This is a genomic window from Mesorhizobium sp. WSM2561, from assembly GCF_000513915.1.
GTDB lineage: Bacteria > Pseudomonadota > Alphaproteobacteria > Rhizobiales > Rhizobiaceae > Mesorhizobium > Mesorhizobium muleiense.
In genome coordinates this window covers 90,238-111,361 of record NZ_KI911324.1, presented here as the reverse complement: position 1 = coordinate 111,361, position 21,124 = coordinate 90,238, and the positions used below count along the sequence as shown (strand labels likewise).

The following is a 21,124-nucleotide window of genomic DNA, read 5'->3' as shown; positions in this document are numbered from 1 at the left end:
TCGTCTTCGAGCGAGCTTGCGACGGCGTTGTCGAATTCATCGTCGAAGGCGGGGTCAGCGGCCGGCGCGGAGATGTCGGCGGCGGTATTCTGTTCGTCCGTCGCATCGTCGTCCAGCCGGAAATCCTGTTCGAGCGACGCAGAGAGTTCGTCGTTTACCGGCAAATCGTCTTCGAACGGCGACACGTCTTCGAGCGAACTGGCGATCGCATGGTCAAAATCGTCGTCGAACGCCGCTTCAACAGCCGGCGCGGATACTTCGGCAACACCGGAACCCAGGTCGGCGGCGGCAACGGCATGGGCAGTTTCGTCCGCCGTGTCGTCGTCCAGCCGGAAATCCTGTTCGAGCGACGCGGCAAGCTCGTCGTTCCCAAGCTCGTCGTTCCCAAGCCTGTCGTCCACCGGCAAATCGTCTTCGAATAGCGACACGTCTTCGAGCGAACTGGCGAGCGCTTCGTCGAAATCGTCGTCGAAAGCAGCTTCAGCAGCCGAGGGAGTTCCGGCAACGCCAGAGCGCACATCGTCGGCAGCAATGGCAACGGCGGTTTCGTCTACCGCATCGTCGTCGAGCAGGAGATCCTGTTCGAGCGACGCGACAAGCTCGTCGTCGATTGGGTCAGTAGCAGCCGCGTCGAAAGCCGGCTCGCGAAGCTCGGCTGCCCCGTCATTGGCGTCGCCGCCGAATTCGCCCATCAACTCCTTCTCGAGGTCGATGCCGAAATCGCCGTCGTCCGCTGGCTGACTTGCTGCAGCCGCCGTCGACTGGGCCTGCGGCTTGACCGGCTGGCGCGGGTCGAAGCCCATGATCCTGGTCAGTTCCGCGAACGGATCATCGTTGGCGATATCGTTTTGGGCGGCTGCTTTCAGCTGGGTTCTGTCTGCCATTATTGTTCCCGAACTCGCACTCATTCGGACGCCGTTGACGTCGCGCAGGGTTGGCCCTTACCAGCGCAATGTGGGCAAAAGGTGACAGGTTTTTTAGTCAAACCTAACGCATTTCGGTGGGCGCATCGGCTCCGATCAGCGTCAGGCCGGACGTCAAAACGTCCGAAACAGCCTGCACCAGCCCTAGTCTGGCATGGGTCAATTGTCGGTCGTTAACCTTAACAAAACGTAAGTCGGGATTTTCGGTGCCGCGGTTCCAATGTCCGTGGAAGCTGGAGGCGAGATCGTAGAGGTAGAATGCCAGCCGGTGCGGCTCGAGCGCAAGTGCCGCGGATTCGATCAGCCGCGGATATTCGGCAAGTTTCCTGATCAGGCCGATCTCGCCTTCGTCGGTCAGCGAAGCGGTGGCGGCGGCCAGCCGATTGCGGTCGAAATTGGCCTCGCCCAGCTGTTCGCTCGCCTGCCGGAACACCGAATGGCAGCGCGCCGAGGCGTACTGGACGTAGAACACCGGATTGTCCTTCGACTGCTCGGTCACTTTGGCGAAGTCGAAATCGAGCGGTGCATCGTTCTTGCGGTAGAGCATCATGAAGCGGATCGGGTCGCGACCGACCTCCTCCACCACTTCGCGCAGCGTTACGAAATCGCCCGACCGCTTCGACATGCGCACCGGCTCGCCCTCGCGAAAAAGCTTTACCAACTGACAAAGCAGCACGGTGAGCTTCACCTCGTCGCCGGAAATCGCCCGGGCGAGCGCTTCCAGGCGCTTCACATAACCGCCATGATCGGCGCCAAGCACATAGATCAGCTCGACGAAACCGCGATCGACCTTGTCTTTCAGATAGGCGACGTCCGCGGCAAAATAGGTGAAGGTGCCGTCCGACTTGACCAGCGCCCGGTCCATGTCGTCGCCGACCGCTGTCGAGCGGAACAGCGTCTGCTCGCGATCCTCCCAGTCGTCCGGCTTCTCGCCCTTGGGCGGCGGCAGCTTGCCCTTGTAGATATGGCCCTTGAGGGTCAGGTCGTTGATCGCCGAGCGGATTTTCCGGGCGTTGTCGGCGTGCAGGGTGCGCTCCGAGAAAAAGACGTCGTGATGCACATTGAGCAGCGCCAGATCCTCACGGATCATTGCCATCATCGCGTCGATCGTCCTGTCCTTGACAATGGCAAGCGCTTCCTCGTCCGGCATCTGCAGCAAGGAACGGCCAAATTCGCTTACCAGAGCCTGGCCGACCGGCACGAGATAGTCGCCTGGATAGAGCCCGGCAGGAATCTCGCCGATGTCGTCGCCGAGCGCCTCGCGGTAACGCAGCATGGCGGAGCGGCCGAGCACGTCGATCTGCGAACCAGCGTCGTTGATGACATATTCCTTGATCACGTCATAACCGGCGAAGGCCATCAGATTGGCGAGCGCATCACCCACCACCGCGCCGCGGCAATGGCCGACATGCATCGGTCCGGTCGGGTTGGCCGAGACATATTCGACATTGGCCTTCTTGCCGCCGCCAACGGTCGAGCGGCCGTAATTGCGGCCTTCGCCGAGCAGCGCAGTCAGATGCACCTGCCAGAACGCGTCCTTGAGCCTGAGATTGACGAAGCCCGGACCGGCAACGTCTGCAGCGGCGATGTCCGGGTCGGCGCGCAGCGCTTGCGCCAGCCTTTCAGCCAGTGCGCGCGGCGGCTGGCCGGTCGGCTTGGCCAGCACCATTGCCGCATTGGTCGCCAGGTCGCCATGGCTGGCGTCGCGTGGCGGCTCGACGGCGACGCGCGACAAGTCCAGCGAACCGCCGTCTTTGTCTTTCAAATCAAGCGCTTCGACGGCCTTTATAATTCGCGCGTTGAAATCGGCGAAGATGTTCATTGTTGTGGCCCTGGCTCTGGCGGCTTTGCGGGAATCCGGTCTATTGGCCGGCAAAATCGAGCCCCGCCTAGCTTAATTCAGGCGTATGGTCAAACAAACGGCGGTGTTCCTTCAAAGCGTAGGTATCCGTCATGCCCGCCAGGAAATCGGCGACGCTGCGCGCCTTGATGCGATCATCAGCCCGGTCGAGCCCTTCGCGCCAGCCATAGGGCATGGCGCGCGGATCGGCGAAATAGACCTCGAACAGGTCGTTGACGATCTGCTCGGCCTGGTTGCGCACGCGCACGACTTCGCTGTGTCGATAGAGATGCTTGTAGAGAAAGGCTTTCAATTCCTCTTCGAAAGCGGCCATTTCGGCCGAAAAGGTCACCATCGTCTCGCCTGCCGCCCTCACCGCGTCGGCGCTGTCCGGCTTGATGCGGGCCAGATTGGCGGTGGTGGAGACGATGACATCCTCGACCATCATCGTGATCTGCCGGCGCATCAGTTCGTGCCCTGTCCTCACATCGTCCAGCGCCGGATAGCGCTGACGCACGCCGTCGAGGATCGAGCCGGGCAGCGAGACATTTTCCAGCATGTCCAGCTTCAGAAGGCCCGACCTCAGGCCGTCATCGATGTCATGGCTGTTGTAAGCGATGTCGTCGGCGATCGCCGCGCACTGCGCCTCGATGCCGGCGAAGCGGTCGAGCTCGAGGTCGTGCAGCTCCGAATAGTCGCGGATCGCTTGCGGCACCGGCCCCTTCAGCCCGTTTCCGCTGGCGTCGGTCAGCGGTCCGTTGTGCTTGACCAGCCCCTCCAGCGTCTCCCAGGTGAGGTTCAGCCCGTCGAATTCGGCATAGCGGCTCTCCAGCCGCGTTACCACGCGCAGCGACTGTGCATTGTGGTCGAAGCCGCCCCAGGCCGCCATCTTCTTGTTCAGCGCATCCTCGCCGGTATGGCCGAAGGGCGTGTGGCCGAAATCGTGCACCAGCGCCACCGCCTCTGCCAGGTCCTCGTCGCCGCGCAGCGCCCGCGCCAGGGCGCGCGCGATCTGCGCCACCTCGATCGAATGCGTCAGCCGGGTGCGGTAATGGTCGCCCTCATGCGCGACGAACACCTGCGTCTTGTGCTTGAGCCGGCGGAAGGCCGTCGAATGGATGATGCGGTCGCGGTCGCGCTGGAACGGCGTGCGGGTCGGGCTCTCCACCTCGTCGAACAGCCGCCCCCGCGACTTTGCCGGATCGCAGGCATAGGCGGCGCGCGGCCGATAACCAAATCCGATGTCGCCCAACTCATTTGTCATCGCCCCAACCGATTTCCATAACCCCAACCAATTTCCATAGCCCCAATCAATTTTCCATAGCCTACGACGCAGTTGACTTGCCCCCTCGCGCTTCATACCTATCATGTGAAACCGAAAGCAAGGTGACGCCCATGGGCGCTGATGCCAAGACCGCCATGAAAGTCGAGATGACCGACGCCGCCGCCAGGCGGATTGCCAAGATTGTCTCTGGCGAAGCCGGCAAGACGGCGCTGCGCGTTTCGGTCGAGGGCGGTGGCTGTTCCGGCTTTTCCTACAAGTTCGACCTGGTCGACACCCGCAACGATGACGACGTCGCCATTGAGAAGGACGGCGCCACCGTGCTGATCGACGACCTCTCGCTGGTTTATATGGGTGGCTCGGTGATCGATTTCGTCGACGATCTGATGGGCCAGTCGTTCCAGATCAGGAACCCGAATGCGGTCGCCTCGTGCGGCTGCGGCACCAGCTTCAGTATTTAGGGAATGCCTACCATTAGCGCGGTCCGTCAGGTCGCGCTTTCAGCCGGGCGCGATCTCGATGCAACGCTGGCGTTCTGGCAGGATGTGCTTGGCATGGCCGTGCACGTGCGCTTCGATCCGCCTGGCATCGCCTTCATCATGGCCGGCGATGTGCGGTTGCTGTTCACCGATGGCCTGCCGGCCGGCACCGTCTATCTCGACATTTCGGGCCTTGACGATTTCCACGCCTCGGCAAAAGCCGCCGGTGTCCCCTTCACCGCGCCGCCGATGCTCGTCCACCGCGACACCGAGGGCCTGTTCGGGCCGGCGGGGGAAAGCGAATGGATGGCCTTCCTAAAGGATCCGGCAGGCAATACGATCGGCCTCGTCGAACGCCATCCGCCCGAGCAGCAATGAGGCCGTCATGAAAATCGTCACCTGGAACATCAATGGTGTTCGGGCCCGTATCGGCAATTTGACCCACTGGCTGACGGAAAGCGCGCCCGATATTGCCTGCCTGCAGGAGATCAAGACGGTCGACGAGCAGTTTCCGCGGGCCGAGATCGAGGCGCTTGGCTACCACGCCGAAATCTATGGCCAAAAGGGTTTTAACGGCGTCGCCATCCTGTCGAAGCTGCGCTTCGACGAGGTTATCAGAGGCTTGCCGGGCGACGATACGGACGAGCAGGCGCGTTTCATCGAGGGTGTGTTCTCGACCGACAAGGGCGCGTTGCGCGTTGCCTCGCTCTACTTGCCGAACGGCAACCCGATCGATGACGAGAAGAAGTTCTCCTACAAGCTGTCCTGGATGGCGCGGCTGGAGCGCTGGGCCGAGGAAAGGCTCTCGCTCGAAGAGGCGCTGGTGCTGGCCGGCGACTACAATGTCATCCCCGAACCGATCGATGCGAAATTCCCGGAGAACTGGCTCGGCGATGCGCTGTTCCAGCCGCAGACCAGGCAGGCGTTCCGGCGGCTGAAGAATCTCGGCTTCACCGAAGCCGTGCGCGCGGTCACCGACTCACCGGACATTTTTACGTTCTGGGACTATCAGGCCGGCGCCTGGCAGAAGAACAACGGCATCCGCATCGATCACTTGCTGCTCTCGCCCGAGGCCGCCAATCGCTTTTCCTCGGCCTCGATCGAAAAGCATGTGCGCGCCTGGGAAAAACCCTCGGATCACGTGCCGGTGGCCATCGAACTGGGTTTTGCGCCAATCTGATCGTTTCGCGGCCCGAACCGCCGGATTCCCGGTGGATGGACCGTCATATCGCCACAATCGGGGTTTCCGCTGCAATCCGGGTTCGGCCGGGGTTCAGGATGACGATCAGGTTTGCGATTTGCCCATGTGCCGCCGCGCTCGCCCTCGCGGCAACGTCGGCTTTTGCCAATCCTGCATGCCTGGCCAACGGAACATCATTCCAGATCGGCCAGGTCGCCTGCCTGACGCTTTCCGGCCGGAGCCATCTCGCCCGCTGCGACATGGTGCTCAACAACACGTCATGGACAAGGATCCGCGACGATTGTCCTAAAACCAAGCTGGCGCCGCCGGCCACGCCGATTTCAACGCCGGAGTCCGGTCCCGTTCCGACAAAACCGACCGAGAATTGATCCCGACTTTTTCGAGATCCCCACTCTTCCTGACTATTGACCCAGTCTTTCCTGGCTGTTGGCTTCGCGACTACCGGTCGCCGCCACCCTTGGTGAGGATGTCGTCGGCCAGCGAAATCGCGGTGCGGCGGTCGGCCTCGCCCGCGGCGGCAAACGCCTCTTCCTGCATGCCGCGTATCCATGGCTGGTCGGAAGGCGCGGCCCGTTCAAGCGCCGCGGTCATCATCGCCAGCCCCCGAACGATCTTGCCGCTCTGGAAGAGCAGGTGGCCGAGCGTCGCCTGCGCGCCGGCATGGCCCTTTTCCGCAGCGAGTTGGAACCAGCGTCCGGCCTGCTTGATGCTCGCCTTGACGCCGCCCTTGCCATTCAGGAAGATCTGGCCCATCTCGAACTGGGCATTCGGGTTGCGGTAGTTGGCGGCGGCGCGCATGTAGTACTCCTGGGCCGCCACCTCGTTCTCTTTGATCGGGCTGCCGGGGATGCCCTTCCTCAGATAGTCGCCGAGCGCCACGAGCGCGTCCGAGACATAGCTCTCTTCCGGCGAACCGGGCTCGACGTCCTGGTCGACGATCTCGCTGAAGAACTTGAACGCCGCGTAGTCGTCGCGCTCGACGCCGTCACCCTCGGCATACATGCGCGCAAGCTTCCAGGTGGCGCCGATCTGGCCGTTTTCGGCCGCGTATTTATAAGCCTCCGCAGCCTGCTCCTTGCGGCCGTTCTTGTAGGCGGAGAAGCCGAACTGGAACACCGCCCACGGGCTCGACTGCGGCTTCACGCCGGTCTTGTCGTCGAACACCTTGTCATCGAAGGCCATGGCCTGGCCTGCGGCGCCCAAGGTCGCGCCAAAAGTGGCGATCGCGACCAGTGCCGAAAAGACAGACAGCCTCAGCAACTCAGATATCCGCATAACAATGTGTTTCTCTCGCACCACCGGGATGGGTGACCGCCCCGTCGCGGGCAGGCCCTACCGTTTGTGCATATTTCCAGATCGCGCCCGACTGATAGTCGGTCGCGCGCGCCTTCCATGCCTTTGCCCTGGTCGCCAGTTCGGTGTCGGACAGCGCCACCTCGATGGTGCCGTTCACCGCGTCGATCGTGATCAAGTCGCCATCCCTGAGCAGCCCGATCGGGCCACCCACGGCGGCTTCCGGCCCGACATGGCCGATGCAGAAACCGCGTGTCGCGCCCGAAAAACGCCCGTCGGTGATGAGAGCCACCTTGCCGCCCATGCCCTGGCCATAGAGAGCCGCCGTCGTCGACAGCATTTCGCGCATGCCCGGACCGCCGCGCGGTCCCTCGTAGCGGATCACGAGGACCTCGCCTTCGCTGTAGCTGCGATCCGTAACCGCCTGGAAACATTCCTCTTCCGAATCGAAGCAGCGTGCCGGACCAGAGAATTTAAGCTCCGACATGCCCGCGACCTTGACGATCGCGCCTTCGGGGGCAAGGTTTCCCTTCAAGCCCACGACGCCACCCGTTCGGGTGATTGGTCGGTTGGCGGGACGGACCACATCCTGGCTATCATTCCAAGCAACGTGCTCCATATTTTCGGCTAAAGTGCGGCCGGTCACGGTCAGGCAGTCGCCATGCAGATAGCCGTGGTCGAGCAACGTCTTCATCAAGAGCGGAATGCCGCCGGCCTCGAACATATCCTTGGCGACATATTTGCCGCCCGGCTTCAGGTCGGCGATATAAGGCGTCTTCTCGAAGATCCTGGCGACGTCGAACAGGTCGAACTTTATCCCCGCCTCATGCGCGATCGCCGGCAGATGCAGCGCCGCGTTGGTCGAGCCGCCGGTGGCCGAAACCACGGTCGCCGCATTCTCCAGCGCCTCCAGAGTGACGATGTCGCGCGGGCGGATATTTTTTGCGATCAGCTCCATGATCTTTTCGCCGGAGGCGAAATTGAAGCGGTCGCGCATCTCATAGGGCGCCGGCGCCCCGCAGGAATAGGGCAGCGCCAACCCGATGGCCTCGGCGACGGTGGCCATGGTGTTGGCGGTGAACTGGGCGCCGCAGGAGCCGGCCGACGGACAAGCGGCTTGCTCGATTTCGAGGAGTTCGGCGTCGCCGATCGTGCCGACCGAGTGCTGGCCGACGGCCTCGAACACATCCTGCACGGTGATCTGCCGGCCCTTGTAGGAACCGGGCAGGATCGAGCCGCCATAAATGAAGATCGACGGCACGTTGAGCCGCACCATGGCCATCATCATGCCGGGCAGCGACTTGTCGCAACCGGCAAGGCCGACCAGCGCATCGTAGCAATGGCCGCGCATGGTGAGTTCGACCGAATCGGCGATGACCTCGCGCGACACCAGTGACGATTTCATGCCCTGGTGGCCCATGGCGATGCCGTCCGTGACGGTGATGGTGCAGAATTCGCGCGGCGTGCCGCTAGCCGCGGCGACGCCCTTCTTGACCACCTGCGCCTGGCGCATCAGCGAGATGTTGCAGGGTGCCGCCTCGTTCCAGCAGCTGGCGACGCCGACCAGTGGCTGCGCGATCTCGGCCGCCGACAAGCCCATCGCATAAAGATAGGAGCGGTGCGGCGCACGCGCCGGACCGACGGTCACATAGCGGCTGGGCAGCTTGGCCTTGGAGATGACTCTGGCGTTCATTCTCTTCCCTTGCCGCGAGCGGCGCGACCTGCCCCATAGCCGAGCCTTTTGACATTCCTTGGGACGCATTCGAGGTGCGCCGGGTTTATGGCGGGAAGTAGGCAATGTCGGCGGGCGCCGTTGTGGCGCGAGGGTTGTTCAGAAACTGTTGCCAAAACATCACCATCGCGTGAGGCAGAGGGAAGCGGCGTCCTTGCAACGACGGACCGATGCCATCAGCTTGGGACCGCCGGCCAGAAAGCCGATTCGACCAAAAAAAAGACCGGGCAGAGCCCGGCCTTTTTATCGTTTAATTTTAGTAACCTACCACTTGACCTTGAAGGAAGCTGACAAGGCGGTCACGAGATCGTCGCCGAAATCGTACGAAACGTCTGTACCGTGAGGAATGCCCGCCTCGTCAGTGACCACTCCGACCGAACCACTGGTCAGGATGCCGATGGCACCGCCGAAGCGGACTTCGACGTTTTTGTTGGGCGAAAAGGACGCGCCGGCACCAACCGTCCAGGTATCGGTTTGGGTGCTCAGGCCCGTGGTCGTTCCGCGATCCCAAGTGAGCGTCGCTGCAGCGCTCCACCGATCGTTGAACTTGTGGCCGATACCGCCGGAGACGGTCCATCCGTCGCGATAGAGCAGATCCAGAGACGTGATGAAGCTCGGACCTCCGTAGGTGCAGGCAACCGGAGCGCCGACAGCGCAGAAATTGACAATCTGCAGCACACTCCAGTCGACCCACTTCACCGACCCGAAGGCAAGCCAGCCCGGAGCAATACCCGACTGGACCTTGAACTCGACCGACTGCGGCATGGTCGCCGTACCGATCACGGGAATTACACCCCGGCCAACCTGCGTAAGATCGACGTCCCCGGTCACGTCTCCCAAATCAACTTCGCTGTTGTAGACCAAGCTGGCACGGAGCGCGATTTCCGGAATCTCATAAGCGGCGCCGATGCGCCAGCCAACCCCGTTGCCTTCGAGGTCGATCCGACCTACGCCGGACAAAGGTACAGGAAAGCCACTAAAATCTTGGACCAGCCGCTCCTTGAAGCCACTGATATCCTGGTAGAACACACCGCCAATGAAGCGAAACTGGCCTTTGCCCGCATCCATCTTGTAGGAGCAGGTGGCTGCAAAATTTTCGCTTTCGATCTTGGTTTCGATATTGCTGTTGGCACCTGCCCAATTCAGACCGGGGGCCGAATGGATCCCCCAAGGCTGAGAATAATCGCCCATGCAATCGAGGTGGTCCCCGACTCCGACCTTAATTCCCATGCGGGGAACAAAATAGCTCTCCGAATCATCGGCAGAACCGGACCGAGAGTTCAAATCGCCACCGCCACGACCAGTAACGGGCAGTGGAAAAGCGCTACTTGTATCCGTGTCTACGGCATTCTTGATCTTCCGTTCCGGCATCACATAAGTGCCCGAAAGCTCTCCGGCGACAGGCGCCGGATCGAAAAGCAGGTCGATGTTGTAGCCGCCGCGCTCGAGGCCGCCGGCATGCGCCGTCCCGATCAAAGCCAGCGAAAAGCACCCCGCCCCCAGCAGCGCTTTCCGACGCAAATTGTTCATGAATGTCCCTCCCCTAGTACGAATGGACTAAGCTAGAACCAATTCGGGTTAACGGCGCAACAACGAATTCTCGATGCGTACATGTACGCCTTCGCCGACCGCATTTCAGACACAGTGACAGCTTCACCGCAGCGCCGGAAAATGGCCCGTTTGGCTGCAAATCGAGCAAAAACTCGGAAAAACGCCCCCGGACGCCGCAAAAACCGCCCGTTTTGCGAAGACGAGGCCTCATTGTTACATTATGGCAACAATGGGGCTAAAACATTCCGTTTACGTCAAGATTTACCCTGCGGAATGCCTATTTTTCGTGCAGGAAGCCGCCCGAAAAGCGCGTTCGCAGAGCTCGCGAATCCTGAGCGTCAGGCCTAAAAAGCGGAAGCCGGTTTGGCAAAATCCGCTCCTCAGTCGATTCGATTCTCAAATACCACAGATGGGTCAACCGGCGTCGCGCACGCGTGTCAGCGCCACCGAAAGTTTCTCTTGCGCCTCGCGATACTCGGCGAGTTTTTCGCGCTCGGCTTCGACGACATCTTCCGGCGCGTTGGCGACGAATTTGTCGTTGGACAGCTTCTTGTGCAGGCGGGCGATCTCTTCGGTCACCTTGACCAATTCCTTCTGCAGCCGCGCCGCCTCGGCGGCAAGGTCGATCAGGCTGCCGAGCGGCAGGCAGATGGTGGCCTCGTTGAGCACGATCTGGGCGGAGCCCTTGGGCGCCGTATCGACAAGCGAGATGTCGCCGACCCGCGCCAGTCGCTTGACGGCCGATGCCTGACGCTCAAGCCTTTCGCGGGTTGCGGTATTGGCGCCGATCACCATCAGCGGCGCTATCGCCGCCGGCGGCACGTTCATTTCCGAACGCACGGAACGAATGCCTGAGACCAGGTCGATCAGCCAGTTGATGTCGGCGGCCGCTGCCTCGTCCTCGAAGTCGGGCGACGGCCACGCGGCATGGCAAAGCAGCGACGGCCGTTCCTTGCCCTCACCCGATGTCTCAGCCCACAGCTCTTCGGTCATGAACGGCATCATCGGGTGCAGCAGCTTGTAGATCTCGTCGAGCACGAAGGCGACGCAAGCCCGGCTCTCGGCCTTGGCAGCCTCGTCCGCGCCCATGAAGACCGGCTTCAGCAGTTCCAGGTACCAGTCGCAGAACAGGTTCCAGACGAAGCGGTAGGCAGCAGTCGCAGCGTCGTTGAACCGGTATGAAGTGATGCCGTCGGTGATTTCGCGCGCCGCGCGTGTCAGTTCGGTCAGGATCCAGCGGTTGACCGCCAGCTTGGCGTCGTTCAGCCAGAAATCGTCGTTTCTCGCGACGTCGTTCATCTCGGCAAAACGCGTCGCGTTCCACAGCTTGGTGCCAAAATTGCGGTAGCCGGCGATACGAGCCGGATCGAGCTTCACGTCACGCCCTTGCGCGGCCATCACCGTCAGCGTGAAGCGCAGTGCGTCGGCGCCATATTCGTCGATGAGATCGAGCGGGTCGATGACGTTGCCTTTCGACTTCGACATCTTCTGCCCGTTCTTGTCGCGCACCAGCGCATGGACATAGACGGTGTGAAACGGCTCCTCCCCCATGAAATGCAGGCCCATCATCATCATGCGAGCGACCCAGAAGAAGATGATGTCGAAGCCGGTTACCAGCGCGTCGGTCTGGTAATAGGTCTTCAGCTCCGGCGTCTGGTCCGGCCAGCCGAGCGTCGAGAACGGCCACAGCGCCGACGAGAACCATGTGTCGAGCACATCCTCGTCGCGGGTCAGGATCTCGCCCGGCTTGAAATTCTCGAGTTTGTCCTCGACCCAGGCCTTCCACGGCCCTTCCAGCGCCAGATAATATTCGATTGCGGCGGCGAGCGCCTCCTCCTCGGTCTTCTCGACGAAGATGCGGCCGTCCGGCCCGTACCAGGCCGGGATCTGGTGTCCCCACCAGAGTTGGCGCGAAATGCACCAGGGCTGAATGTTCTCCATCCAGTCGAAATAAGTCTTCTCCCAGTTTTTCGGCACGAACCTGGTGCGGCCTTCGCGCACCGAGGCGATCGCCGGCTTGGCGAGTTCCGCCGCGTTCGCGTACCATTGTTCGGTCAGGAACGGTTCGATCGGCACGCCGCCGCGATCGCCATGCGGCACGGCATGGCGATGCGGCTCGACCTTTTCGAGGAAGCCGCCCGCCTCCATCAGTTCGACGATCTTCTTGCGCGCGACGAACCGATCGAGGCCGTTGAGCTCATCCCAGACGGCCTGACGCTCGGGCGTTACCTCCAGCCCGGCGAGAAACTCGTCATTGTCGGTGAGGGCGACCGCCGCCTCGACGGTGAGGATATTGATCGCCGGCAGCTTGTGGCGCCTGCCGACCTCGAAGTCGTTGAAGTCGTGCGCCGGCGTGATCTTGACCGCGCCGCTGCCTTTCTCCGGATCGGAATATTGGTCCGCCACCACCGGGATCTTGCGGCCGACGATCGGCAGGACGAGGTTCTTGCCGAGCAGATGCCGAAAACGCTCGTCGTCGGGATGCACCGCCACCGCCGTATCGCCCAGCATCGTCTCGGGGCGCGTCGTCGCCACGGTGATGAAGGTTTTTGGATTGTCCGGATCGAAAACCGCGCCCTCGACGGGATAGCGGAAATGCCAGAGATTGCCGTTGACCTCCTGCTGTTCGACCTCGAGGTCGGAAATCGCAGTCAACAGCTTCGGGTCCCAGTTCACAAGGCGCTTGTCCTTGTAGATCAGGCCTTCCTTGTAGAGGGTGACAAACACTTCGAGCACCGCCCTGGACAGACCCTCGTCCATGGTGAAACGCTCCCGGCTCCAGTCGGCCGAGGCCCCCAGCCGCTTCAGCTGGTTGAAGATCGCGCCGCCGGATTCCGCCTTCCACTCCCAGACCTTCTCGATGAACTCATCGCGCGTCAGGTCGCGGCGGTGGATCTGCTTCTCCATAAGCTGGCGCTCGACCACCATCTGCGTGGCGATGCCGGCGTGGTCCATGCCGGGCTGCCACAGCACGTTCTTGCCGCGCATGCGCTCGAAGCGCACCAGAATGTCCTGCAGCGTGTTGTTGAGCGCATGGCCCATATGCAGCGAACCGGTGACGTTCGGCGGCGGGATGACGATGGTGAAGGCTTCCGCGCCCTCCTCGGCGCCTGCGCCGGCACGAAACGCGTCGGCCTCCTCCCAGACTTTGGCGATCTTCGGCTCGACGATTTTTGCGTCGTAGGTTTTTTCGAGCATGGGAAGGCGTCCGGGCTGTCGGGTTTTTGCTGGTCCGGTGTAAATCGGAAGGTTTTGGCCAAGTCAACCGCAAGCGAGCGGTAGACGGCCATGCCAGCAAATAGCGCCTGGGCAGATCGGGGCAACTTGCAGAAGTGAGCGTCGCAGGGCAATCGCTTAGAGGCTTGCGCTGCCCCTCATTGCCCTGCCCGTCCTCCGCAGCAGCTGCGGAGGGTGGACCGGGCATTTCTCCCCGTGTAGGGACGGGGAGAAAAAGGCCTTCGCGAACGATTTCGCCAATCTCAAGTGTTGCAGAAAAGGGTGCCCAGGTTGCGGCCAGCCCCTTCTCCCCGTCCCTATACGGGGAGAAGATGCCGGCAGGCAGATGAGGGGCGGCGCCGACTTCGGCGATTTGCCGGTTACTGCGCGCCGCGCGCTACGCGTTCGATTTCTTCGCGTACCAGCCGCTCGACCAGCGTCGGCAGATTGTTGTCCAGCCAGTCTTGCAGCATGGGCCTCAGCATCTCCTCGGCCATCTCGTCGAAGGTTTTCTTGCTGCGGCTGGCGAACGCATCGGAAAGCTCGCCGAAGGCGGCGGCAACTTGCCGGCCCGTATGTTCGGAAAGGATCGCCGGACGAACGGACGGTGCCTCGCTCGTCGCCGGGCGCGCCAACCCGCTCCGCGGCGGGGCCGGCTCGAAAGCAGGTTCGGCTGCGTGCTCGAAAACTTCGGCCTTCGGTTCGGCATCCGGCGTCTGTCGCAGCTCTGCCCTATCTCGGGCCCTGTCCGGCTTGGCCGCGGTCTTCGCTTCGCTAATTGCGGCGATATCACGCCGCCACCCGGCAACGATACTGTCGGTCGTCTCCGCAACCCTTGCCGTCGCAGGCGCATTCGGCTCCGGCTTGGCGGCCGGGGCCGCTTCGGCCGCGACCCTGTCACCAGCAAGCGTCACGGGCGATTCGGAACGCACCGGCGGCTCCACGCGCGCGATGACAGGCTCGACGGCCGACGGTTGCGCCTGCACCTCGGTCAGCGTGGCCGGCCTCCTGGCGTCGAATCCCGGACGCAACTCGGCGCGAAACGCACTCACCTCAGGCGGCGCCCCGCCTCCCTCAGGCGGCGCCCTGCCTGCCTCCGGCGGGGCCACGCCTACCGCCGGTGCCGGCACGGCTACCGACGTCAGATCCTGCAGCAGGTCGTCCGTATCGTCCGGCTGCTTGCGGCCGGTGTCGTTGTCCTCGATGATCCTCCTGATGGAAGCCAGTATCTCCTCCATGGAAGGTTCGCGCTGTACGCTGCTTGCCGTCGCCATCGTCACATCCGCCGCCCTTGTGACTCGTTCAGATTTCCTGTCCGGCCAAAGCCGGATTCGAATCATGGCAACAGCGTAACCCACGGATCGACTTACGAGAATCCCCAATCTGAGGGCATGTTGGATTTCAACAGATTAGAGCCCGCGCGACCTTTTGGACGCGCGGGCTCTAAATAGCTTGAAACTGGACGGAAGTTGAAACTGGTGAGGGGATCAGCGGCCGTCTGGCGTGCGCAGGCCGAACCACTTGTCCTTGACCGCATTGTAATGTTCTTCGGGCTTGTATTTCACGACCTGGAGGGCGAGACGCTCGACCGAAAGACGACCGATAGCCGACAGGATGGCATAGCTCGCCACCACCAAATCGCGTTCGGCGGCGGCCTGGTTGATCTTGGCGGTGATGAGCGTGGCCTGCGCGTTGAGAACGTCGAGCGTGGTGCGCTGGCCGACGTTGCGCTCCTCGATGACGCCGCTCAGGGCAAGCTGCGCGGCGGCGATCACCTGCCTGTTGGCCACCACGGTTTGCTGAGCGGCGGTATATTGCGTCCACGCCGAGGTCACGGCCTGCCGCACGGTGTCGCGGCTGACATCGACCTCGATCCGGGCCTGGCTGAGCGATTCCTTGTTCTGACGCACTATCGCCGACGTCCGCCCGCCCGAATAGATCGGTATGGTCAAGGTGGCACCGATGCTGGCGGAATTGGTTGTGCCATCCTGGCCCGTATCGGCAGAGCCCGGTGCCGTCCTGCGGTAGGCGCTGGAAACGCCGGCGGAAGCCGAAAGCTGCGGCAGCAGCGCGCCTTCTGCCGATTTCACCGTAAACGCCGCCGCGTCGACCAGATGCTGGGTGGCGAGGATGGCCGGGTGCTCAACGGATGCAATCGTGATCGCCGCATCGAGGTTCGACGGCAACAGTTTCGCCAGCGGCGAAGCGGCCCTGAGCCTGCCGGGCTCGTCGCCGACGATCTGGCGATAAGTCGCAGCGCTTGCCAGCGCCTGCGCGCGGGCGGCGGCCAGTTCCGCCACGGCGGAGGAGCGCTCGGCATCGGCCTGTGCCACGTCGGTGCGGGTGCCTTCGCCGACCTCAAAGCGCGAACGCGCGGCGCGTGCCTGCTCGGTCAGGAACTGCAGGTTTTGCTCCGTCAGCACCGCCACTTGGCGGTCGCGAATCACGTCCATATAGGCGCTTGCCGCATTGAACAGAATATTCTCTTCGGTGTTGCGCAAGCTCTCGAACGAGGCGCGGACCTGCGCTTCGGCGGCGGCGACGTTGTTCCTGGTCTGGAAGCCGTCGAACAGGGTCTGGTCGATCTGGACGCCGAAGTTGCCGGTGGTTAACGAGATGCTTCGGTTCGGCCCGCTACGGGCATCGAAATGGCTTCTGGAGAAGTCGATGTTCGCGGAACCGGTGATGGTCGGGCGCCAGCCGGACTTGGCGATGGCAACGCCCTCATCGGTGACGCGGACGCCGGCGCGGGCCGAATTGAGCTGGGAATTGTTCTGATAGGCTTTTGAAAGTGCCCCGAGAATGGTTTCCGCCGAGGCGCCTAGCGGAGAAAGCGCGGTCGCCGAAAAGAGGACGGCAAAAAGACTCTTGCGTAAAGACGGCACGTTATTCCCTCATTCGTTTTGCATGGGAACCACACCGCGCCGGCTTCTCCCATTCGAGCAGCCGGCGCGGTGTGTTTCAGGTTCCCTGCTGTCAGCCCCCAAAAAGAACACCCCGGTTGTGCGGATCAGCAACAATTGTTCAAGCGCAAGCGAACATGACAAAGGCTTTGCTGCAAGCCAAAATCATTCAGAACTCGAACGCACGGATACGTTCGAATCCCGGTAGTGGCTTAATTGCCGCATTAAAGGCGCCTCTTCCGGTTACGACCCCCCCTTTTTTCAGGAACAATCGGGCCACGCCCGAATTCCCCTGCCCTTCGACGGCGACGAGCCGACCGCCTTCCGCAAGCTGGTCGAGCAACGGTTCCGGCACTTTCGCGACGCTGCCGCCGATGAAAATGACGTCGTAGGGTGCTCCCGCGGCATGGCCTTCCGGCAGCGGTCCGTTGATCACGCTGACATTGTCGCAGCCCAGCGCCGAAAGCGTCGACATCGCGGTCTCGGCCAATGCCGGATCGCTTTCCAGCGCAACGATGGACTTTGCCAGCCGCGACAGGATCGCCGCCGCATAGCCGGTGCCGCAGCCGACATCGAGCGCCGAATCGCCAGGGCCGATCTCGGCCAGTTGCATCAACTTGGCCAGCGGCGAAGGCTCCATGAGATAGCGCGGGCCGTCCGCGGTATTGGCAATGCGGATGTCCTCGTCGATATAGGCCAGATCGCGCTGATCGGGGGCGACAAAGGCCTCGCGCGGCACGACAAGCATCGCCTCGAGCAGCGGCGCGCTGGTTACGTCGGTGGTGCGGACCTGGCCGTCAACCATTTTTACTCGACGTTCGGCAAAATCAGCGCTCATGTTCCAACCAATCCGCCCAAGACCAATCTGCCCAAGATCAATCCGCCAAGATCGATCCGCTTGCCGCGCCAAGACCGCGGCTCATGTCGACTGGAACTCAAGCCCCCTGGCGCTGGTGCGCGGGAGCTTGGGCAACTGGAGGCCTCGCCCGGAATCGAACCGGGGTGCAAGGATTTGCAGTCCTCTGCGTAACCACTCCGCCACGAGGCCTCATTGCTCCCGGCGTTCCACCCGGTTCCAATAGGTTGCGGCGAAAATGCCGTCAAGCGGCCATGGTGCATTCCCGACGGTTTCCCCTCGGCCACGATGCCACGCGTCGAGCCAACGACACGCATGCTCCGAGAAACGGAACGCAACGGAGGTTAGAGCGCTGCGCTTCCAATTGGACGCGCGGCGCCGTAGATAAGCGCAGAACCGCCATCATCTGGCCGTCGGAGCAGAATTTCCAAACAGGCTCTCAGCCAGCCCGGGCATTTAGCCAGCTGAGTCGAGCCGGAAAGACGCCTTCGCAGGGCTTGCCGGCTTGCGAAGTCAGTACAGCCGTCAGTTCGGCCGCCGCCGCCGTTCCCACCACACGACGAGCCGGCGCCGGTGGCGACGCACGACGGCAAACTCGTAGGAGAGCACCAGCAATCCGATCGGCACCATCCAGAAGCCCAGGATCGGCAGAAAGCCGAGAATGCCGCCGAAGATCAGCACGACGCCGATTGCAATCCTGAGGCCGCGCGAGCGCGGCATGGTGAACTCACGGCCGAAGACCGATATTTTCCGTGCCGGTGGGTGGTTGTGGCTTGCTGCGCTCATGTCTGGTTTGTGGTCCGTTCGGGCAAAGTAAAAGCATCAGCTGACGAAAGCCGCAACCGCCTTTTCGGTTCCGCGCACCCCGCCAGACGGCTCATATGAGGACGCCCGCACATGATTGCCAGAAATCGTGGCGCGAAAAAGCGCCGAAAAATACGAAATGCTTCTTTGCAAAGCCGAAACGGGTTTGCTATAGGCTGCGCCACTCACATGAGAGCCTCTGTTCCCCGGTAGCTCAGTGGTAGAGCAACCGGCTGTTAACCGGTTGGTCGCTGGTTCGAATCCGGCCCGGGGAGCCACAGCCTTTCTACGCCAGGGCGCGATATTGCGCGCCGACGTGCGATTTTTCCCTACGCATCGATCCGATTCGTTTCTGCTGGAAATGGCTCGCAAACAGCAGAGATGCCGATCGAAGTCAGTGGTAAGCTAACGCAGCGCCCTGCCCTCGCCTAGGCCGGCAAAGCCCTCATCGTAGATTCGGCGGCGACATCGTGAAAAGACCTGCACCCGGCGCGATTGCGCCGTGAACGGCGTCGCATGCTCGTGAAAGGGATAGACGACGCGGTACGCACCACGCGTCGCAGCATAGACATCGCCGAACACGGGACTGTCCGGGGTACCAAGATCAAAGCGTCCACAGACGCGAACGTTGCCGCCGAGCGTAGTCGCTCCGATGTCTTCTGGTATTCCCCAGTCAACGAGCGAATGCTGGGCAATGGATAGCAGGAATGGCTCACTCTATTTCATTTCGCTCCTTAGACCTATTCCGCGGCCAACGCCGTGACCTCGCGGCGGAAGGGCAGTGCATCGCCAATATCGGCTTCATCCAGCTCGCGGGCAAAGCGGTGGCCGGCATAGGTCGCCCATGCAATCGGACCCGGCGCCTCGGCGTCGCCGATCACCTTGATCGAGCGGATGCCGTTGTCGGCCCACTCGGCCTCACGACTTTTCAGTTCGGACCAGACGGCATCGTCCTGGTTGCGGGAAGTTACCAGCACAACGGCATCGGCGGCGATGTCCTGCCGCGTGCCGGTGTAGACACAGGCCGTCGCCACGCCGCCGGCCTCGATTCGCGTGACCGTCTTGTTGAGCACGATCTGTACTCCGAGTTCGGCAAGGCGGCGATGGATGGCCCCCTGTTCAAGCGTGTTGCGGGTCCAATCCGAAACGTAGGCCGACGGCGTCACCAGTGTCACTTTCGCCCCTTGCCGCACCATCAGTTCGGCCAGGACGCCGCCCATGTAATAGTGGTCGTCATCGAACAGCACGACATCTCTGGCGGGAACACTTCCGCCCATCAGGTCGTCAGGCGTGTAGACCGCCATTGCCGGGTCGATCGGCATGGGCACGACATGCGAGCGAGCTACCCCGTCACGCCGCCAAGTGGAGCCGGTCGCGATGGCGATGTTCTGGAAGCCGAACGCCAGGATGTCGTCCGCCGAAAGCCGGCTCTCGAAATAGATATCGGCATTGGACATCTGGCTCAGCTGGTACTGGCGGTAGTCCCGCACGCGGCCCCAGGCCGACAGGCCTGGCAGAAGGCATTCGCGCGCGACCCGGCCGCCAAGTTCGGTGCCGGCCTCGGCGATCGCCACCTGATAGCCCCGGACGCCGAGCGCGCGGGCCGCTTCCAGCCCAGCTGGTCCTGCTCCGACGATAAGGACGCTCTCGCTGTCGCCCTTTGCCTGCATGCGCTCGGGATGCCAGTCCTTCCGCCACTCTTCCATGAAGGTCGGGTTCTGCGTGCAGCGCGAAATGGACATGGTCACGTCGCCGGTGATGCAGATGTTGCAGCCGATGCACTCCCGGATGTCCTCGATGCGGCCTTCCTCAATCTTCCTTGGCAGGAAAGGATCAGCGATAGACGGGCGCGCGCATCCAATGAAATCGAGCGTGCCGGACTTGATCATTCTGACCATGACGTCGGGCGAGGTGAAACGACCGACGCCCACGACCGGTTTGGAGCTTAGCTCCTTGATGCCGCGCACCAGGCTTTCCTGCGCGCTCTCGTCCTTGAAGCGGGACGGCCCCGAGCAGTCTTCCCAAGCGCCGTGGGCGAGATCCCACAAATCAGGCAGGTCAGCGTGCATCTCGATCATCTCGCGCACTTCGGCGTTGCCGAAGCCGAGTTCGCCGATGATCTCATCGAGGGATAGGCGCAACGTCAGCCCGCATGTTTCGCCGATCGCGTCGCGTCCCTCCTCGATCAGCTCGCGCATCAGGCGGGAGCGGTTTTCCAGCGAACCGCCATATTCGTCAGTGCGCTGGTTGGTGGCCCTGGAAAGGAAGTGCTGGATGATGCCGAAGCCATGCGCGCCGTAGAGACACACCAGATCGAAGCCCGCGAGCCTCGCCCGTTTGAAGGCATTGCGATGCCAGCGGCGCAGGTCGCGGATATCCTGCTTGTCCATGGCGCGCGCCTGAACTGGATCGTTGGTGAAGGTCCGGATTGGCAACGCCGACGGCCCGCGCGGTACTTCCTTGGTGTAGAGGTTGGGGCCGTTGATGCCTGAATAGGCGAGCTGGATGCCGGCCAGCGCGCCATGCTGGTGCATGGCCTCAGCCATTTTGGCCAATGCCGGGATATCGGCATCATCCCAGAGCCTGAGTTCGATGAAGGGCGTGATCTCCGAAGTGTGGTGCATCTCGGTCTGTTCGGTGAAGATGACGCCCCAGCCGCCTTCCGACTTGATACGCCGCATCTCGGCCGCGGCCGAAGGGTCGCGATATCCGCCGCCGTTGCAATGCGGCACCTGATAAAAGCGGTTCTTGGCGGTCACCGGACCGATCTTCACGGGCTCGAACAGTATGTCGTAGCGTGGATCGCGCATGGAACGTGCCTTCCTGCCAGCTCAGCCTTGCAGCATGCCCGATCATGGTTCGATCCGTAGCGCAAGCCGGCCGGCCCAGTGGGTTGATGCCGTGAGACCATTCATAAGTTGCGGTAAGCGCCGGGAAACAACAGATTTCTTCTGTGCCGGTTAGGACGCGCCTAATCCGCCAACGCCGCTTGGGTTAGCGTCCGCTGAATCCCGGCTGAGCCAAATGCAACTTCAAGAGTGACG

General features: G+C 62.3%; 16 protein-coding genes, 2 tRNA genes and 1 pseudogene. 5 read left to right on the top strand and 14 right to left on the bottom strand.

Features of this window, described 5'->3' with window-relative positions; translation table 11 throughout:
- From M727_RS43670 to M727_RS0133890, 3 genes and pseudogenes are all read right to left on the bottom strand, one after another.
- Positions 1-884: pseudogene (locus M727_RS43670) on the bottom strand (SPOR domain-containing protein); the annotation flags it as partial.
- Positions 885-987: 103 nt separating this feature from the next.
- On the bottom strand, positions 988-2,745 hold the full coding sequence (gene argS / locus M727_RS0133895; protein WP_027156211.1) for an arginine--tRNA ligase: 1,758 nt from the start codon (positions 2,743-2,745) through the stop codon (positions 988-990).
- Positions 2,746-2,812: 67 nt separating this feature from the next.
- Positions 2,813-4,027: a deoxyguanosinetriphosphate triphosphohydrolase gene (locus M727_RS0133890; RefSeq protein ID WP_027156210.1), complete on the bottom strand. Its 1,215-nt coding sequence runs from the start codon at positions 4,025-4,027 to the stop codon at positions 2,813-2,815.
- Positions 4,028-4,158: 131 nt separating this feature from the next.
- On the opposite strand from M727_RS0133890, the gene erpA reads away from it, so the two are divergent.
- The 4 genes from erpA to M727_RS0133870 all read left to right on the top strand — a co-directional run bounded on the left by erpA (position 4,159) and on the right by M727_RS0133870 (position 6,093).
- Complete coding sequence (gene erpA / locus M727_RS0133885; RefSeq protein WP_006335221.1) at positions 4,159-4,506, top strand: iron-sulfur cluster insertion protein ErpA; 348 nt, start codon at positions 4,159-4,161, stop codon at positions 4,504-4,506.
- Positions 4,507-4,509: 3 nt separating this feature from the next.
- A complete protein-coding gene (locus tag M727_RS0133880) occupies positions 4,510-4,902 on the top strand; it encodes a VOC family protein (RefSeq protein WP_023802579.1) in 393 nt (130 codons plus the stop codon).
- Positions 4,903-4,909: 7 nt separating this feature from the next.
- Entirely contained in the window at positions 4,910-5,704 is a 795-nt protein-coding gene (gene xth, locus M727_RS0133875) for an exodeoxyribonuclease III (RefSeq protein ID WP_036264480.1), read from the top strand.
- 98 nt (positions 5,705-5,802) lie between these two features.
- Positions 5,803-6,093 (top strand): hypothetical protein, encoded by a 291-nt coding sequence (locus M727_RS0133870; protein ID WP_027156208.1) that lies wholly within the window; start codon positions 5,803-5,805, stop codon positions 6,091-6,093.
- 70 nt (positions 6,094-6,163) lie between these two features.
- Here the strand turns inward: M727_RS0133870 and M727_RS0133865 are convergent, their stop codons facing one another.
- From M727_RS0133865 to M727_RS0133825, 9 genes are all read right to left on the bottom strand, one after another.
- Complete coding sequence (locus M727_RS0133865) at positions 6,164-7,000, bottom strand: tetratricopeptide repeat protein (RefSeq protein ID WP_023802582.1); 837 nt, start codon at positions 6,998-7,000, stop codon at positions 6,164-6,166.
- Positions 6,987-8,711: a dihydroxy-acid dehydratase gene (gene ilvD, locus M727_RS0133860; RefSeq protein WP_027156207.1), complete on the bottom strand. Its 1,725-nt coding sequence runs from the start codon at positions 8,709-8,711 to the stop codon at positions 6,987-6,989. Before ilvD ends, M727_RS0133865 begins: the two co-directional genes overlap by 14 nt.
- Positions 8,712-9,014: 303 nt before the next feature.
- Complete coding sequence (locus M727_RS0133855; protein WP_027156206.1) at positions 9,015-10,280, bottom strand: OmpP1/FadL family transporter; 1,266 nt, start codon at positions 10,278-10,280, stop codon at positions 9,015-9,017.
- 435 nt (positions 10,281-10,715) lie between these two features.
- Entirely contained in the window at positions 10,716-13,499 is a 2,784-nt protein-coding gene (locus M727_RS0133850) for a valine--tRNA ligase (protein WP_027156205.1), read from the bottom strand.
- Between the two features lie 398 nt (positions 13,500-13,897).
- Entirely contained in the window at positions 13,898-14,791 is an 894-nt protein-coding gene (locus M727_RS0133845) for a DUF2497 domain-containing protein (RefSeq protein ID WP_027156204.1), read from the bottom strand.
- Positions 14,792-15,004: 213 nt separating this feature from the next.
- Positions 15,005-16,402 carry a TolC family outer membrane protein gene (locus M727_RS0133840; protein WP_027156203.1) on the bottom strand — a complete coding sequence of 466 codons (1,398 nt, stop codon included), beginning with the start codon at positions 16,400-16,402 and terminating at the stop codon, positions 15,005-15,007.
- A 187-nt stretch (positions 16,403-16,589) separates the two neighbouring features.
- Positions 16,590-17,258 carry a protein-L-isoaspartate O-methyltransferase gene (locus tag M727_RS0133835; RefSeq protein ID WP_027156202.1) on the bottom strand — a complete coding sequence of 223 codons (669 nt, stop codon included), beginning with the start codon at positions 17,256-17,258 and terminating at the stop codon, positions 16,590-16,592.
- A gap of 136 nt (positions 17,259-17,394) precedes the next feature.
- Positions 17,395-17,468: transfer RNA gene (locus M727_RS0133830), tRNA-Cys, on the bottom strand.
- A gap of 333 nt (positions 17,469-17,801) precedes the next feature.
- Positions 17,802-18,062, bottom strand: a complete 261-nt coding sequence (locus M727_RS0133825) for a hypothetical protein (RefSeq protein ID WP_023802589.1) — start codon at positions 18,060-18,062, stop codon at positions 17,802-17,804.
- 221 nt (positions 18,063-18,283) lie between these two features.
- On the opposite strand from M727_RS0133825, the gene M727_RS0133820 reads away from it, so the two are divergent.
- Positions 18,284-18,358: transfer RNA gene (locus tag M727_RS0133820), tRNA-Asn, on the top strand.
- A gap of 127 nt (positions 18,359-18,485) precedes the next feature.
- On the opposite strand, the gene M727_RS42155 is transcribed toward M727_RS0133820, so the two are convergent.
- Both M727_RS42155 and M727_RS0133810 read right to left on the bottom strand, forming a co-directional pair.
- Positions 18,486-18,662, bottom strand: coding sequence for a hypothetical protein (locus M727_RS42155; RefSeq protein ID WP_156941736.1), 177 nt, complete (start codon positions 18,660-18,662; stop codon positions 18,486-18,488).
- 158 nt (positions 18,663-18,820) lie between these two features.
- Positions 18,821-20,890 carry an NAD(P)-binding protein gene (locus tag M727_RS0133810; protein WP_027156201.1) on the bottom strand — a complete coding sequence of 690 codons (2,070 nt, stop codon included), beginning with the start codon at positions 20,888-20,890 and terminating at the stop codon, positions 18,821-18,823.
- Positions 20,891-21,124: the final 234 nt, after the last annotated feature.

Coding starts and splice junctions, on each gene's coding strand:
- argS (WP_027156211.1), bottom strand. CDS start 2,745: ATGAACATCTTCGCCGATTTCAACGCGCGAATTATAAAGGCCGTCGAA.
- M727_RS0133890 (WP_027156210.1), bottom strand. CDS start 4,027: ATGACAAATGAGTTGGGCGACATCGGATTTGGTTATCGGCCGCGCGCC.
- erpA (WP_006335221.1), top strand. CDS start 4,159: ATGGGCGCTGATGCCAAGACCGCCATGAAAGTCGAGATGACCGACGCC.
- M727_RS0133880 (WP_023802579.1), top strand. CDS start 4,510: ATGCCTACCATTAGCGCGGTCCGTCAGGTCGCGCTTTCAGCCGGGCGC.
- xth (WP_036264480.1), top strand. CDS start 4,910: ATGAAAATCGTCACCTGGAACATCAATGGTGTTCGGGCCCGTATCGGC.
- M727_RS0133870 (WP_027156208.1), top strand. CDS start 5,803: ATGACGATCAGGTTTGCGATTTGCCCATGTGCCGCCGCGCTCGCCCTC.
- M727_RS0133865 (WP_023802582.1), bottom strand. CDS start 7,000: ATGCGGATATCTGAGTTGCTGAGGCTGTCTGTCTTTTCGGCACTGGTC.
- ilvD (WP_027156207.1), bottom strand. CDS start 8,711: ATGAACGCCAGAGTCATCTCCAAGGCCAAGCTGCCCAGCCGCTATGTG.
- M727_RS0133855 (WP_027156206.1), bottom strand. CDS start 10,280: ATGAACAATTTGCGTCGGAAAGCGCTGCTGGGGGCGGGGTGCTTTTCG.
- M727_RS0133850 (WP_027156205.1), bottom strand. CDS start 13,499: ATGCTCGAAAAAACCTACGACGCAAAAATCGTCGAGCCGAAGATCGCC.
- M727_RS0133845 (WP_027156204.1), bottom strand. CDS start 14,791: ATGGCGACGGCAAGCAGCGTACAGCGCGAACCTTCCATGGAGGAGATA.
- M727_RS0133835 (WP_027156202.1), bottom strand. CDS start 17,258: ATGAGCGCTGATTTTGCCGAACGTCGAGTAAAAATGGTTGACGGCCAG.
- M727_RS0133825 (WP_023802589.1), bottom strand. CDS start 18,062: ATGAGCGCAGCAAGCCACAACCACCCACCGGCACGGAAAATATCGGTC.
- M727_RS0133810 (WP_027156201.1), bottom strand. CDS start 20,890: ATGCGCGATCCACGCTACGACATACTGTTCGAGCCCGTGAAGATCGGT.